The sequence below is a fragment of the Brucella sp. IR068 genome, from assembly GCF_049065885.1.
Taxonomy (GTDB): domain Bacteria; phylum Pseudomonadota; class Alphaproteobacteria; order Rhizobiales; family Rhizobiaceae; genus Brucella; species Brucella intermedia.
This window is the reverse complement of record NZ_JBAKHE010000007.1, coordinates 99,288-111,970: the sequence shown is the minus strand read 5'-3', so window position 1 is coordinate 111,970 and position 12,683 is coordinate 99,288. Positions and strand designations below refer to the sequence as shown.

The window sequence follows — 12,683 nt, the reverse complement described above, 5'->3', positions numbered from 1 at the left end:
CTGACGGATTGCGACCTCGCAAAACTGTCCGAGAACTCTATATATCTTAGAAGCGACCGGGGTCGCCTGGAGAAGAACATATGGCAACGAAGGTTAAGGAAAACGAAGAAGCCGAAGTCGAGCGCGAAGGTGCTGCCGACGGTCCGCTTCTCGACCTTTCTGACGATGCTGTCAAGAAGATGATCAAACTCGCGAAGAAGCGCGGCTACGTCACGATGGACGAGCTGAACGCCGTGCTGCCTTCCGAGGAAGTGACATCCGAACAGATCGAAGACACGATGTCGATGCTTTCAGACATGGGCATCAACGTCGTTGAAGACGACGAGCAGGACAACGACCGCGAAGACAACAGCGACGACGACTCGGAAGAGGGCGGCGATCTGGTCGAATCCGGCGGCACGGCTGTTGCCACCACCACGACCAAGAAAGAGCCGACCGACCGTACCGACGATCCGGTGCGCATGTATCTGCGCGAAATGGGATCGGTCGAGCTTCTGTCGCGTGAAGGCGAAATCGCCATTGCAAAGCGCATCGAGGCCGGTCGCGAAACCATGATCGCCGGGCTGTGCGAAAGCCCGCTGACCTTTCAGGCGATCATCATCTGGCGCGACCAGCTGAACGATTCCAACATCCTGCTGCGCGAAATCATCGACCTCGAAACCACCTATGCCGGTCCGGAAGCCAAGCAGGCCCCGGTGATCGAGCGGGTGGAAGAGGAAAAGCCGCGCGATGACAAGCCTCAGCGCCGCTCGCGTGACGACGACGACATCACCAATGTCGGCGGCGACATGCCGGTTGAAGAGGAAGAAGAAGACGAGGACGAAGCCAACCTGTCGCTGGCGGCCATGGAAGCCGAATTGCGCCCGCAGGTCATGGAAACGCTCGATCTCATCGCCGACACCTACAAGAAGCTGCGCAAGCTGCAGGACCAGCAGGTCGAGGGCCGTCTGGCCGCGACGGGCGAACTGTCGTCCAGCCAGGAGCGTCGCTACAAGGAACTCAAGGATCAGCTCATCAAGGCAGTGAAGTCGCTGTCGCTGAACCAGAACCGTATCGAACAGCTTGTCGAACAGCTTTACGACATCAACAAGCGTCTGGTGCAGAATGAAGGCAAGCTCCTGCGTCTGGCCGAATCCTTCGGCGTGCGCCGCGAGGAGTTCCTGAAGGAATATCAGGGCCACGAACTGGACCCTAAATGGGTCGAGCGCGTGAGCACGCTTTCGGCGCGCGGCTGGAAGGAATTCGCCGCCAAGGAAGAACGCACCATCGACCGGCTGCGTTCGGAAATCCAGATGCTGGCAACCGAAACCGCGATTTCGATCGGCGAATTCCGCCGTATCGTCAATCAGGTGCAGAAGGGTGAACGCGAGGCGACCATCGCCAAGAAGGAAATGGTGGAAGCCAACCTTCGTCTCGTTATCTCGATTGCCAAGAAGTACACGAACCGTGGCTTGCAGTTCCTCGATCTCATTCAGGAAGGCAATATCGGCCTGATGAAGGCGGTCGACAAGTTCGAGTATCGCCGCGGTTACAAGTTCTCGACCTATGCGACCTGGTGGATTCGTCAGGCGATCACCCGTTCGATTGCCGATCAGGCGCGCACCATCCGCATTCCGGTGCATATGATCGAAACGATCAACAAGATCGTTCGCACGTCGCGCCAGATGCTGCATGAAATCGGCCGTGAACCAACGCCGGAAGAACTGGCCGAAAAGCTCGCCATGCCGCTGGAAAAAGTGCGCAAGGTGCTGAAGATCGCCAAGGAACCGATCTCGCTCGAAACCCCGGTCGGTGACGAGGAAGATTCACACTTAGGCGATTTCATCGAGGACAAGAACGCGCTTCTGCCAATCGATGCAGCCATTCAGGCCAATCTGCGCGATACGACGACCCGTGTCCTTGCTTCGCTGACTCCGCGTGAAGAACGTGTTCTGCGCATGCGTTTCGGCATCGGCATGAACACCGATCACACGCTGGAAGAAGTCGGCCAGCAGTTCTCGGTTACCCGCGAACGTATCCGCCAGATCGAAGCGAAGGCGCTGCGCAAGCTGAAGCACCCGAGCCGGTCGCGCAAGCTGCGTTCGTTCCTGGACAGCTAAACCGGCCTGGATAGCCAAGCAGAACAAAACATACGGGAAGGGGAGGCGATATGTCTTTTTTGAAGCGTCTTTTCGGTGGAGGCTCTGCCTCCGAAACACCGGCAGAGCCGAAAGAGGCTGGTCGCCTTGAGCACAAGGACTTTCTGATCATTGCCACGCCCTATAGCGAGGGCGGGCAGTATCAGGTCTGCGGCGTCATTTCCAAGTCGATAGGCGGCGAAGTGAAGGAATATCGCTTCGTTCGCGCCGACCGTTGCCCCGGCATCGAAGATGCCGCCAGCATTGCGCTGAACAAGGGCCGGCAGATCGTGGATGAACAGGGCGAAGCCATTTTCCGCTGAACCATCCGCAAGAAGATTGGAAAAGCCGCGCATCAAGGTGCGCGGCTTTTATTTTTAAAGCTAATGTGGCTCGCACAGCATGGCGACCATTCTGCGCACGATGGGCAGAATGGCGAGGAGCACCGGAAACGCGACCACCCATGAAAGAGCCCAGGCGCCCATCCAGCTCGATGCGAGTTCGGGATGGGTAAAGCCAAGGCTCTTGGCGGTTGCAATTAGCGACACGATGAATGTCATCATGATCGATAGGATGAAAGGCATGACGATAGATGCATAGCGGGCGGGCAGTTTCCTGCGGCGTGCGCATTCAAACCGAGACATGTGTATTCCTGAATATTATGCGGGAAAGGCGCAACGAAAACATCAATGCGAATTGCCGTTCCCGGCGGATTGATGCGTTGCCTGACGTAAGACGCTTACGGTCATCGTGATGACGCCGCTTGATTAACCTGTCCGGGAACCGATTTCAACTGTTCTGAGTGGCGGCGATTTGTCCATGCCATTCCGGACACAATTCCAGTATACGCTGCATCATGAACGACAAACCTTTCTGGCGCACCAAGACCCTGAACCAGCTTACCCGCAGCGAGTGGGAGAGCCTGTGTGACGGTTGCGGCCAATGTTGCCTGCACAAGTTGCAGGACGAGGACACCGACGAAATCTATTGGACGAGTGTCGCCTGCACGCTGCTCAATGCCGAAACCTGCCAATGCCGCGATTATCCCAACCGCAAGAAGACGGTGCCGGACTGTGTGTTCCTGACGCCGGAAATCGTCGATGAAGTGGACTGGCTGCCGGTGACATGCGCCTATCGTCTGGTTGCGGAAGGTTCGGACCTGTACTGGTGGCACCCGCTTGTTTCCGGTTCGCCCGAAACCGTGCATGAAGCAGGCATTTCCGTTCGTGGCAAGGTGACGGCCTTTGATCACGATATGGAAGACGACGACGATTATCTGGACCATATGGTGATGCCGGGCGACCGGTGACCGCTGACCAGCGGTTTTCAAACATTGCGTAAATTTAATCTGTGGCCGGAACAGAACGGTACAGAGTTTCATTCATCATAAGCATTTGAATTTATTCTATTTATGGTGGTGTGGCGCAGATATGCCTTGCGCTTCACGGAAAGCTGAACGGTACATGAATGATGGTTTTTCATTCTGTTCATCTATTGCGGGCTACTTCTCGGATGTCTCAGGCAAGACCTGGAAACAAATCGAAAGAGGTTCAAAGATGTCTGCTATTTCGCTCAAGTCGTTCGTCGTAACCGCCGCTCTTGGTGTTGCCGCCATCTTCACGACGGCTGCCACGGCCAGCGCTGCATCGCCAGTTGCCGTTCCGGCTGTCAGCACGTCGGCAGGTTCTGCCATCGTGAACGTAGACTATCGCGGTCATCGCCATGGCCGCCCGGTTTATCGCGGTCCTGCATGCTCGGTCGAAGGCGCCAAGATGAAGGCCAACCGCATGGGCATTCGCAATGCGCGTGTGGTCTATCGCGGCAAGTCGGTTCAGGTTCGCGGCTTCCGCCACGGTCGCCCTGCCGGTGTCGTATTTGCGAATGTACGCGGCTGCCCGATCATTCGCTAAACCCGGATTGAATTTCAAAAGCCCCGGCCTGCGCAATCAGGCCGGGGCTTTTCGTTGTCGGCAGGCAAAGAAAAGGGGCGCTGGTGCGCCCCCTTCCTGTTTGGTCCTCAACTGGACGTTATTCCTTGATCTCGAAAACGACGTTGACCGAGACATTATAGCTGTTCTCGCCGGCTTCAACCGGAACGGAGCCCTGCGGTGCCGCGTCAGCCATGGTCTTGAACTGCGCGCGGGCGATTGGCATCGGCATGGGTGGACGGCTCTGCTCGTTGATCTCGACGAGGCGGCCAATACCGACACCGGCTGCGTCGGCAAGCGTCTTGGCCTTGGCGATAGCGTCGGCAACGGCGCGCTTGCGCGCTTCGTTGATCGTTGCGGCGGGATTGTCGTTCACGAAGTTCAGGTCGCCGCCCTGATTGATGCCGAGGGTGACCGATTCGTCGAGCACGTTTCCGACCTTGGCCAGATCGCGCACACGCACCGTCAGGCTGTTTGAAACCGTGTAACCGGTGATGCTCGGTTCCTTCAGGCCATTCTTGTCGTCAGGATAGACGTAGCGCGGCTGGATGCTGATGCCGCCGGTCTGAAGATCACGGTCTTCAATACCCGCCTTCTTCATGGCTTCGAGCACCTTTGCCATGGCTTCATTGTTGGCCGTCATGGCTTCGCGAGCGGTCTTCGCCTCGCGCAATACGGAGAGATTGAGGATAGCCATATCGGGCGAGGCGGTCATGGTGCCTTCGCCGGTGACGGCGATACGCGCAGGCTGCTTCGTCATCTGATTCTCCTGTGCCAGAGCCGGCAGCGTCAGCGCGCCTGCGAGCATGATTGCAGAAAAGGAGGTTGCAAGAAGAGTGGTAGCGCGGTTGTTCATAAAATCTCCTGTAGAGAAAGTTGAGGTAGCTTTGGCAGGGCAGGCCGTGCCGGAATGGCTGGCCGCCTTGTCTTTGAAATCATTTATTTCTTAAGTTCCCTCTCGTGCATGGAGCAGACGATATCAGATTCGAATTGCGCGCCAAATGCAACCTCCGGTTAAAATGAGAAGCGGGTGTTTCCAGTTTAAGCGGAGCCGCTGGAAGCGCTCTAAGTATTTGTTTCGTCGCATTATCCCACAAAACAGCTGCGCACTTCTGCGGGAAGTGCTCCCGGTTGCATGCTTCGCAACTGAATATGTGCGCATTAGGGCAACTGATGCATTTGACAGCTTGTGTCCCGGCTTTCTTTAGGGTAGGGCAAGGATGCGTGGGGCCTGTAGCTCAATTGGTTAGAGCTGGCGGCTCATAACCGCTTGGTTGGGGGTTCGAGTCCCTCCGGGCCCACCATTTTTCCTTCAGACAGTTTTGTTGCCATAGCAAAATTCGGGCCGGAACCTCCGCTTGTCCGTGGGACGCCCCGTTTCAAAAACTCGATCTCCGATAGGCTGGTTTCGACAGGATTGGCGCTGCCGATATCGCGTGTTGAAGCCGCCGCCTGCTTCAACAGGTCGGTGGGGCCAGCCATCATCACAAAGTTTCAACAAATTTTAGCGGTTCGTTAAGAAAATAGTAACGCAATGAAACAATTTTTTAAGTGACGTGAACTGGCAACAAATTGGAGGTTTTGGGCGATGAGAAAAAATGCAACCACCGTTGCGCTGGCACTGGCGGGGTTGGTGGCGAGTTCTCTCGCGGCTTCAGCGAAGACGAGTTATCTGGGTGAATTCAGGGATTGGGGTGTTTATCAGAACACCGAACTTGCAGGAAACAAGTGCTATGCTTTGACCGTTCCGGTTAATTTCCATCCAGCCGGTGTGCGGCACGGCGATAATTTCGTGATTATTTCCAAAGCGGACGGACAATACAGCCCGCAACTGGTGATGGGATATCAATTGAAGGCCGATAGTTCGGTCAATGTGATGGTGGACGGCGCACGGTTCCCGTTTTTCAGCGAGGGTAATCGCGCCTGGGCGGAAAATGTCGCCGATGAAGCCAAGCTGATACGCGCGATGCGCGCAGGCAAGACGCTCAATGTCCAGGCCACATCGGCCCGTGGCACACAGACCCGCTATACATTTTCCTTGATGGGGCTCTCAGCCTCGTTGCAGCGGGTGGATAGCTGCCGGTAGCATAAGAAAAAGCCCTGCCGGATGGCAGGGCTTCGACTTGAAATTTCCGGCCTCAGGAAAGCCAGGTCTGACGATTGTACCAATCGTCCAGTTCGGAACGCACACGGTCCTTCTCGATGCCGTAGCGCTCCTGAATCTTGCCTTCCAACTGTTCGCGCCGGCCATTGATCTGGTCAAGGTCGTCATCGGTGAGTTTGCCCCACTGTTCCTTGATCTTGCCCTTGGCCTGTTTCCAGTTTCCTTCAACGCGATTCCAGTCCATTGGTAGTCCTCCGTTCTGGGTTGGTTATGGTTAACTAACGCGACGGAACAGGATTGGTTCAGCAAAAAAATTCAGAATTTTTTGGAAAGCTTCACAGAGCCGCAGGTTAGCGGGCTCGGCGAAGAGTTCATGCCTCTGCGCGGCGGGGCGCGTTCCAGATTGCAGGGCTCGCAATCAGCGTTCTCCCATGTATCCGCGCCGTTTCCATTGCTGCAACGGCATGATGTCCGGCGGTCCTCCGCCCGCCTCGTACCAGGAATCGACGGCCCAACGCTGGCCCTGCCTGTCTTCGATAACCGCTGTCCAGTGCGGGTAGCGGCCGTCAAAGAAGGCCCCGCGGGAAGCGCGCCGCGCGACGGAGTGATGCTTCAACCAGCCTCGTGATTGCAGATAATGCAGGAAGGTGTCGGTATTGGTCGATTCATCGATGCAATCCATCTGGCCCCTGATGCGGGCCTTGCCGAACTGCATTTTCGGCTTGTCGCGGACGCCGATGGTCGCGGTGCTGCGCTGTTCGAAGATCGCAACTGCGGCCCGCAACGCCTTCCGTTCGCCATCCGCGCTTCGACCGCCCGCTTGCAGAAGGCCGCGGATACGCTGTTCTTCCTTCGAGGTCAGCGTAACCTTGGACCGGTAATAACATTCGTAACCGTGGCAGACACTGAAGGTCTGTGCCGAAGCCAGCCCGACCGGGAACACCAAACCCATGAGGACGCCTGTACCCAGCAGTTTTATCAAATGGCCGCTCCGCATTCGATTGAACGAATTTCCGTGCAATTTCAGTAAGATAAATAGACCGAATCTCCAGCTATTCTAGCGGTGCTTGTGGCTTGTGAAAAGCAGGGACGGCTCCAGACGCTCCAGCCCCTGATAGGGATTTGCGTGAATAGCCAGAATCCAGAGGCAGAACGAGGCTGTCAGGGAGTAGATGACGAGCGCTTTCACGCCAGCCCGGACGCGATCGGCGTGGGTAGCGGCGATGGTTATCGCGGTCAGGAATGTCAGGGAAAGCACGAGATACCATTTGTAATAGTCGATGGAGGTCGAACCGACGGCCAGGCGGGTATTGCGTGCGTCCTGCAATTCATCGAAGTCGTTGATGAGCTGCGAGATTACCGGCGAGGGGACGTCGGTGCGGGCCAGATTGATGATCTCGCGCCTTATGTTCTGTAGCGCGGTTTCGACGGAACCTGCCGGCTCGACATTGATCTTCTCGCGCCATTCATCATCGATGACGGCAAGGCGATAGCCGGTGAGGGCGGTTGAGAGCGCAGGCGCGGCCAATATCTCCGCATTGGAAGTTCCGATGAGGCGGGAAATCGCCGAGCGCTCTTCGCTGACGGCCTGATCGGCGCGGGAATTGACGCTCCATATATCCGCCGCGACGAAGCCGAGCGACAAAGCCCAGGCGGTTGCGATGGTGCCGATGAATGCGCCGATCGGAATCGAAAGAACATCGCTGGCTGCGTGTTTTGAAAGCATGTCCAGCGCAAAACGCCCGACCGCATAGAACACAATTCCGAGTATGATGAAGGCACCAAACGACAGATAGATCGGCAGCTCGAAGATAAAGGCCATTTATTCCCCCCTTGTAGCGCTTCCAGTCAATCGGAGCTGCTCCAGCGCATTGTTCTGGCGGATATATTTTCCGAGAGCCGCTTTCTGCTGCGCTTCGATATCCGGCATAGTATCCGCTAATATTAGGGAGAAGTGGTTGAATTTTACTTAGGCCGATGGCCTGTCAATCCGGAGCCTGTTCATTTCCCGTCTTGGGCAGGCATATTGCCAATCGAAACGGGGCGTATAGCAAAACCCGCCGGTCGGGCCGGCGGGTCGAACGAGTGAGATCAAATCTAACGCGATCAGAACGAGACGGAGAAGCCGACGACCGGCCCGTGCTGGGTCACGTCATACTTGAACTTCGCAATCGTATCGTTGTCCTTGTAATCCTGGTGGAGGGCCCGATAACCGACGCGGAACGTCGTGGGAACGTCGAAAACCATCGTGCGGTAACCCAGATAGATCTGGCCGTTGGCACTGAGCTTGGTGCCGGCGCCAAAACCGCCAATGTCGGCTTCCGCGAAAATGTTCCAGCGGTCGTTGATATCATAGAAGACGCGCGTTCCCACGAACGGGTCTGTCCATTCCACCTTGCTCGTTTCGCTGAAGCGGCCAACCTGCAATCCTGCTTCAAGCTTTGTCCAGCGAACGCCGACCGTCGGTTCGATCGCGAAGACGCGCTGGTTTCCGAATAGTGTCGTTCCTTCGAGCTGCTGCTCATAGACGCGATAGTAAGCGCCAGCCGACAGGCTCGCTGTCTTGATGTCGAGAGCAAGCTCATTGTCGCGGAGGCTTTCGTCCTGGCTGGTCTTGACGTACTGCCCGTCAATGAAAAAGCCGAACGTGCCGTTGGTGATATCGACATTGCCCATCACGCCCATATCGAGATTGTCGAAAATCTCGCTGAACGGCATATTCACGTCTGTGCTGCGGCCAAGCAATCCGGCGCTACCATTGAGTGACGCGCCCCAGAGATAAGGGCTGACAATCACCTGCCAGCGCTGCTGGTCCTGAATTTCTGGTTGTGCTGTTACGGCATCGGCCGCGAGCGATGCCGTTGATGTTCCAATTAAAACAGACGATGCTAATATAATACTTCTGTAAAATTTTAACAGTAAATTCCCGTTCTGGTTACGTAATTTTCCGTCTTTCACTGAAAAAACCCCCTCAATTATGTATTAGCATTCCTGATAATACATCGGAATCAAATCTTTCTCCATATATATGTTAATCGATTTGGGAAATAAAATGAAAATTCTTACTTGTACTGGTGTTTGTTCTGTGGATTTTAAACGGGCGTTGCAATTTATTGGTGGGCAGCGCTGCACGGCGCTCTTCTGCCGTTGCTGCCTGAGAGCCAGTCTATCAGCGCAAATGCGCATCTTTCTCGCCAATTGTCGCAAGCTAGTGATGACTGGAATTGCTGCCATTTTTTCCTGCGCTGTTGATAATGATTTCGAGCAGCCAGGGCCTGTGGTCGATGATTTCGGTCAGTTCCTGCAGACCGATCTGCGAACCGGCTTCCTTCAGCAGCGCGTTGGCGTCGGAGGCCGATCCGTTCTTGCCTTCGAGCGCCACGCGGTGTGCCCGGCGGATAAGCAGTTCGGGCTGTGTAAAACTGCTCTCGGCAAGTCTTTTCTCAATTCGGCGCTGCAGTTCTTCCGGAGCAATCATCTGCTGAGTTCCTTCATTCCTGTAAAAGTGCGCAGCCATTGCTGACCGTGATCCGCACCCGGAATCTATGTTGAGATTAAGTTTTTACCACGTGACAATTCGTACAAAGCGATCATGTGGAGAGGATTTTACTGCCGGGAGCGAGGCAGGAGACGGCGGGTGGGTTCGACTTTAGTATCACGGAATAGTAACGAAATATTTCAGCACATCAAATCCGCAAAATTGCCAATTTATTGCCACGCTTTCTCTTGTTTGCATCTCACATGCTACTTACATAGCCGATACGCCTTGGCGGGAAGAGCAGTGGTCAGGTAGAACGGATGCGGGAAGCGGGCTTCGCTTCGCGGGTTCGTTGCGCGGTGTCCATTGCCTGTTTCCGTTTGATAACAATAATAATCCGATGGTTTGCAATGGCCACTCTTCGCTATTTTATCTGGCCCATGGTTTTTACCGTATTGGGTCTCGCAGGTGCCGTCTGGCTCGGTTACGAAATGACCGGCACTTTTGGGGGAATGGTCTCCGTCTTCATCATCTGTGCGGTTCTCAGCGTTCTGGAAATATCGCTTTCCTTTGATAACGCCATCGTCAATGCGCGCATCCTGCGCGACATGACGCCGGAATGGCAGCACCGGTTTCTGACCTGGGGCATTATCATTGCCGTTTTCGGCATGCGCATCATCTTCCCGCTCGCCATCGTCGCGGTTGCCATGTGGACCGATCCGATCTCGGCGCTGAAACTCGCCATCTGGCAGCCCGATGAATATGCCCGCGTGATCTCGGAATCGCACACCGGCATCGCCGCCTTCGGCGGCACGTTCCTGCTGATGGTCGGCATGAAGTACTTCTTCGATGTCGAAAAGGATGTGCACTGGATCAAGGCCATCGAAAGCCGCATGTCGAAGTTCGCTTCCGTGCAGGGAGTGGAAATCGGGGTCGCAATCGCGCTGATCATCTTCTTCTCCTACCAGCTGGATGCCGAACATTCGCACACATTCCTGATTGCGGCGCTGTTCGGCCTTCTGACCTTTCTGGCTGTCGAAGGGCTGGGCGAGGTGCTGGATGCGACGCAGGAACAGATGGACATGGTCCATCGCGGCGGTCTTGGCGCCTTCATCTATCTGGAAGTTCTGGATGCCAGCTTCTCGTTCGACGGTGTTATCGGTGCCTTCGCGCTCACCACGAACCTGTTCATTATCGCCATCGGCCTCGGCATCGGCGCCTTCTATGTGCGTTCGCTCACCATCATGCTTGTCGAGCGCAAGACGCTTGGCCAGTACCGCTATCTCGAGCATGGCGCTTTCTATGCAATCCTGGTTCTGGCGGTCATCATGTATGTCCAGACACTGGTGCATATTCCGGAAGTCATCACCGGCCTTATCGGTGCGGCCCTGATCGGTCTCTCGTTCATGTCTTCGCTGCGCTACAACCGGCTCAATCCGAACTGGCAGGAAGAAGCCGAAGAGGTCACAGGGCATTAGAGCGGTTCCTGTTCTGAAGAATCGCCGGAACCGCTCTAACTATTTGTTTTATCGCATTATCCAACGCAAAACCGTTTCACACTTTTGCTGGAAATGCTCTAGCCTTGCCTCGTGCAGTCTGAACAAAGGGGCAGCTTACGCTGCCCTTTTTTGTTGGTCTTGACCGAATCGCCGGAGTTGAGGACCATTGATCATTGCGATGGGTTTCGCAATTTGCCGCGGGTCGTCTCGAATGCAGCGATGCGGCTTCACTGGGGAGGGCACGTTTCCATGGTCGTTACACGGTTGAGCAAGACCGCCTTCGTGGCGGCAATAGCCTTTTTCGCAACGCTGGTTTCGTTCGGCAATATCACCGATTACGATACCAATTTCGCCTTCGTGCAGCACGTTTTGATGATGGACACGATCTTTCCCGATGCCACGATCAAGTACCGTGCCATCGATAATCCGATGCTGCACAATGCCGCCTATATTCTGATCATCGCGGCGGAAACGCTGACGGCGATCCTGTGCTGGATCGGGGCTTTTGCCATGCTTGGCCGCCTGACCGACCGGGCGGCGAGCTTCAACCGCTCCAAGAAGTGGGCCATTGCCGGCCTGTCGCTCGGCTTTCTGGTCTGGCAGGTCGGCTTCATGTCGGTCGGCGGGGAATGGTTCGGCATGTGGATGTCGCAAACCTGGAACGGGATCGAATCCGCGTTCCGGTTCTTCATCACCATCATCGCCGTGCTGATCTTTATCGCCATGCCGGACGGCGAGCTAGAGTAAGTGGGATGCCGAAACAGGCTCGTCGATCAGTTCGACGCCAGCCTGTTTCATCCTTTCGAGCATGATGTCCATCGAGCCGTTGAGGTCGATGCCGCGGCAGGCATCGAGACGGACGCGCACCTGAAAGCCTTGGGCCACGGCATCCAGCGCCGAATAAGCGACGCAGAAATCGGTGGCGAGGCCCACAAGGGTGAGCGAGCCGATATTGCGTTCGCGCAAATATCCGCCAAGGCCGGTCGGCGTTTTATGATCGTTCTCGAAGAATGCTGAATAGCTGTCTATGCCGATGCGAAAGCCCTTGCGGATGACGAGCTGCGCCCGCGTCCATTGCAGGTCCGGGTGGAAATCCGCTCCGTGGCTGCCTTGTACGCAATGGTCGGGCCAGAGCGTCTGCAGGCCATAGGCCATTTCGACCGTATCGAAAGGCCTGGCGCGAGGGTGGGTCGAAGCAAAGCTTGAATGGTTGGCGGGGTGCCAGTCCTGCGTGAGGATGACGTTTTCGCTTTCCTCAATCAGCCGGTTGACGGTCGGAATGATTTCATCGCCGCGATCGACCGCCAGCGAACCGCCGGGGCAGAAATCATTCTGGACGTCGATAACCACAAGTGCATGACCGATCATGAAACGCTCCCGCTTGGCTTGCTTTGCAACCAGATATAGAGCGCATCCTGAAAAGTGGGAACCGGTTTTCGGGCAAGATGCGTGCCACGGCAGGAGCCGGAGCGGTTTCGCGAGGCCTGCAATAAGCCGCGTTCTGGTATAACATCGGCAAGGGTGCTACGGACGAGCCAGATCAGACACCAGACAGGA

15 protein-coding genes and 1 tRNA gene are annotated in these 12,683 nt (G+C 55.9%); 9 read left to right on the top strand and 7 right to left on the bottom strand.

Translation table 11 applies throughout. The features are described from left to right. The first annotated feature begins 80 nt into the window (after positions 1 to 80). Both rpoD and ACOWVS_RS13615 read left to right on the top strand, forming a co-directional pair. On the top strand, positions 81 to 2,099 hold the full coding sequence (gene rpoD, locus ACOWVS_RS13620) for an RNA polymerase sigma factor RpoD (protein ID WP_006467266.1): 2,019 nt from the start codon (positions 81 to 83) through the stop codon (positions 2,097 to 2,099). A gap of 50 nt (positions 2,100 to 2,149) precedes the next feature. Next, positions 2,150 to 2,440, top strand: a complete 291-nt coding sequence (locus ACOWVS_RS13615) for an HlyU family transcriptional regulator (RefSeq protein ID WP_021586918.1) — start codon at positions 2,150 to 2,152, stop codon at positions 2,438 to 2,440. A 60-nt stretch (positions 2,441 to 2,500) separates the two neighbouring features. On the opposite strand, the gene ACOWVS_RS13610 is transcribed toward ACOWVS_RS13615, so the two are convergent. Then, complete coding sequence (locus ACOWVS_RS13610; RefSeq protein ID WP_006471652.1) at positions 2,501 to 2,761, bottom strand: DUF2798 domain-containing protein; 261 nt, start codon at positions 2,759 to 2,761, stop codon at positions 2,501 to 2,503. Between the two features lie 212 nt (positions 2,762 to 2,973). Here ACOWVS_RS13610 and ACOWVS_RS13605 point away from each other — a divergent pair, with 212 nt between their 5' ends. Next, positions 2,974 to 3,426 (top strand): YcgN family cysteine cluster protein, encoded by a 453-nt coding sequence (locus ACOWVS_RS13605; protein ID WP_006471653.1) that lies wholly within the window; start codon positions 2,974 to 2,976, stop codon positions 3,424 to 3,426. Positions 3,427 to 3,673: 247 nt separating this feature from the next. Continuing rightward, positions 3,674 to 4,027, top strand: coding sequence for a hypothetical protein (locus tag ACOWVS_RS13600; protein ID WP_025090513.1), 354 nt, complete (start codon positions 3,674 to 3,676; stop codon positions 4,025 to 4,027). 118 nt (positions 4,028 to 4,145) lie between these two features. On the opposite strand, the gene ACOWVS_RS13595 is transcribed toward ACOWVS_RS13600, so the two are convergent. After that, a complete protein-coding gene (locus ACOWVS_RS13595) occupies positions 4,146 to 4,901 on the bottom strand; it encodes an SIMPL domain-containing protein (protein ID WP_021586916.1) in 756 nt (251 codons plus the stop codon). Between the two features lie 371 nt (positions 4,902 to 5,272). On the opposite strand from ACOWVS_RS13595, the gene ACOWVS_RS13590 reads away from it, so the two are divergent. Both ACOWVS_RS13590 and ACOWVS_RS13585 read left to right on the top strand, forming a co-directional pair. Further along, a tRNA-Ile gene (locus ACOWVS_RS13590) sits at positions 5,273 to 5,349 on the top strand. A gap of 284 nt (positions 5,350 to 5,633) precedes the next feature. Then, positions 5,634 to 6,131: an invasion associated locus B family protein gene (locus ACOWVS_RS13585; RefSeq protein ID WP_021586915.1), complete on the top strand. Its 498-nt coding sequence runs from the start codon at positions 5,634 to 5,636 to the stop codon at positions 6,129 to 6,131. 52 nt (positions 6,132 to 6,183) lie between these two features. Here the strand turns inward: ACOWVS_RS13585 and ACOWVS_RS13580 are convergent, their stop codons facing one another. The 4 genes from ACOWVS_RS13580 to ACOWVS_RS13565 all read right to left on the bottom strand — a co-directional run bounded on the left by ACOWVS_RS13580 (position 6,184) and on the right by ACOWVS_RS13565 (position 9,047). Next, the gene (locus ACOWVS_RS13580) at positions 6,184 to 6,393 is read right to left on the bottom strand and encodes a CsbD family protein (RefSeq protein WP_006467262.1); all 210 of its coding nucleotides are present in this window, start codon (positions 6,391 to 6,393) and stop codon (positions 6,184 to 6,186) included. 174 nt (positions 6,394 to 6,567) lie between these two features. Then, entirely contained in the window at positions 6,568 to 7,128 is a 561-nt protein-coding gene (locus ACOWVS_RS13575) for a hypothetical protein (protein WP_025090512.1), read from the bottom strand. A 78-nt stretch (positions 7,129 to 7,206) separates the two neighbouring features. Next, on the bottom strand, positions 7,207 to 7,971 hold the full coding sequence (locus ACOWVS_RS13570) for a hypothetical protein (protein ID WP_021586913.1): 765 nt from the start codon (positions 7,969 to 7,971) through the stop codon (positions 7,207 to 7,209). Between the two features lie 284 nt (positions 7,972 to 8,255). Continuing rightward, positions 8,256 to 9,047: a hypothetical protein gene (locus ACOWVS_RS13565; protein ID WP_420973085.1), complete on the bottom strand. Its 792-nt coding sequence runs from the start codon at positions 9,045 to 9,047 to the stop codon at positions 8,256 to 8,258. A gap of 154 nt (positions 9,048 to 9,201) precedes the next feature. Between ACOWVS_RS13565 and ACOWVS_RS13560 the strand changes: the two genes are divergently transcribed. The 3 genes from ACOWVS_RS13560 to ACOWVS_RS13550 all read left to right on the top strand — a co-directional run bounded on the left by ACOWVS_RS13560 (position 9,202) and on the right by ACOWVS_RS13550 (position 11,873). Beyond that, positions 9,202 to 9,672, top strand: coding sequence for a hypothetical protein (locus tag ACOWVS_RS13560; protein WP_155268892.1), 471 nt, complete (start codon positions 9,202 to 9,204; stop codon positions 9,670 to 9,672). A gap of 365 nt (positions 9,673 to 10,037) precedes the next feature. Beyond that, positions 10,038 to 11,105 carry a DUF475 domain-containing protein gene (locus tag ACOWVS_RS13555; RefSeq protein WP_021586909.1) on the top strand — a complete coding sequence of 356 codons (1,068 nt, stop codon included), beginning with the start codon at positions 10,038 to 10,040 and terminating at the stop codon, positions 11,103 to 11,105. Between the two features lie 270 nt (positions 11,106 to 11,375). After that, positions 11,376 to 11,873: a DUF2165 family protein gene (locus ACOWVS_RS13550; RefSeq protein WP_021586908.1), complete on the top strand. Its 498-nt coding sequence runs from the start codon at positions 11,376 to 11,378 to the stop codon at positions 11,871 to 11,873. Here the strand turns inward: ACOWVS_RS13550 and pncA are convergent. Beyond that, positions 11,865 to 12,494, bottom strand: coding sequence for a bifunctional nicotinamidase/pyrazinamidase (gene pncA, locus ACOWVS_RS13545; RefSeq protein ID WP_021586907.1), 630 nt, complete (start codon positions 12,492 to 12,494; stop codon positions 11,865 to 11,867). The genes ACOWVS_RS13550 and pncA overlap by 9 nt on opposite strands. Between the last annotated feature and the right edge of the window lie 189 nt (positions 12,495 to 12,683).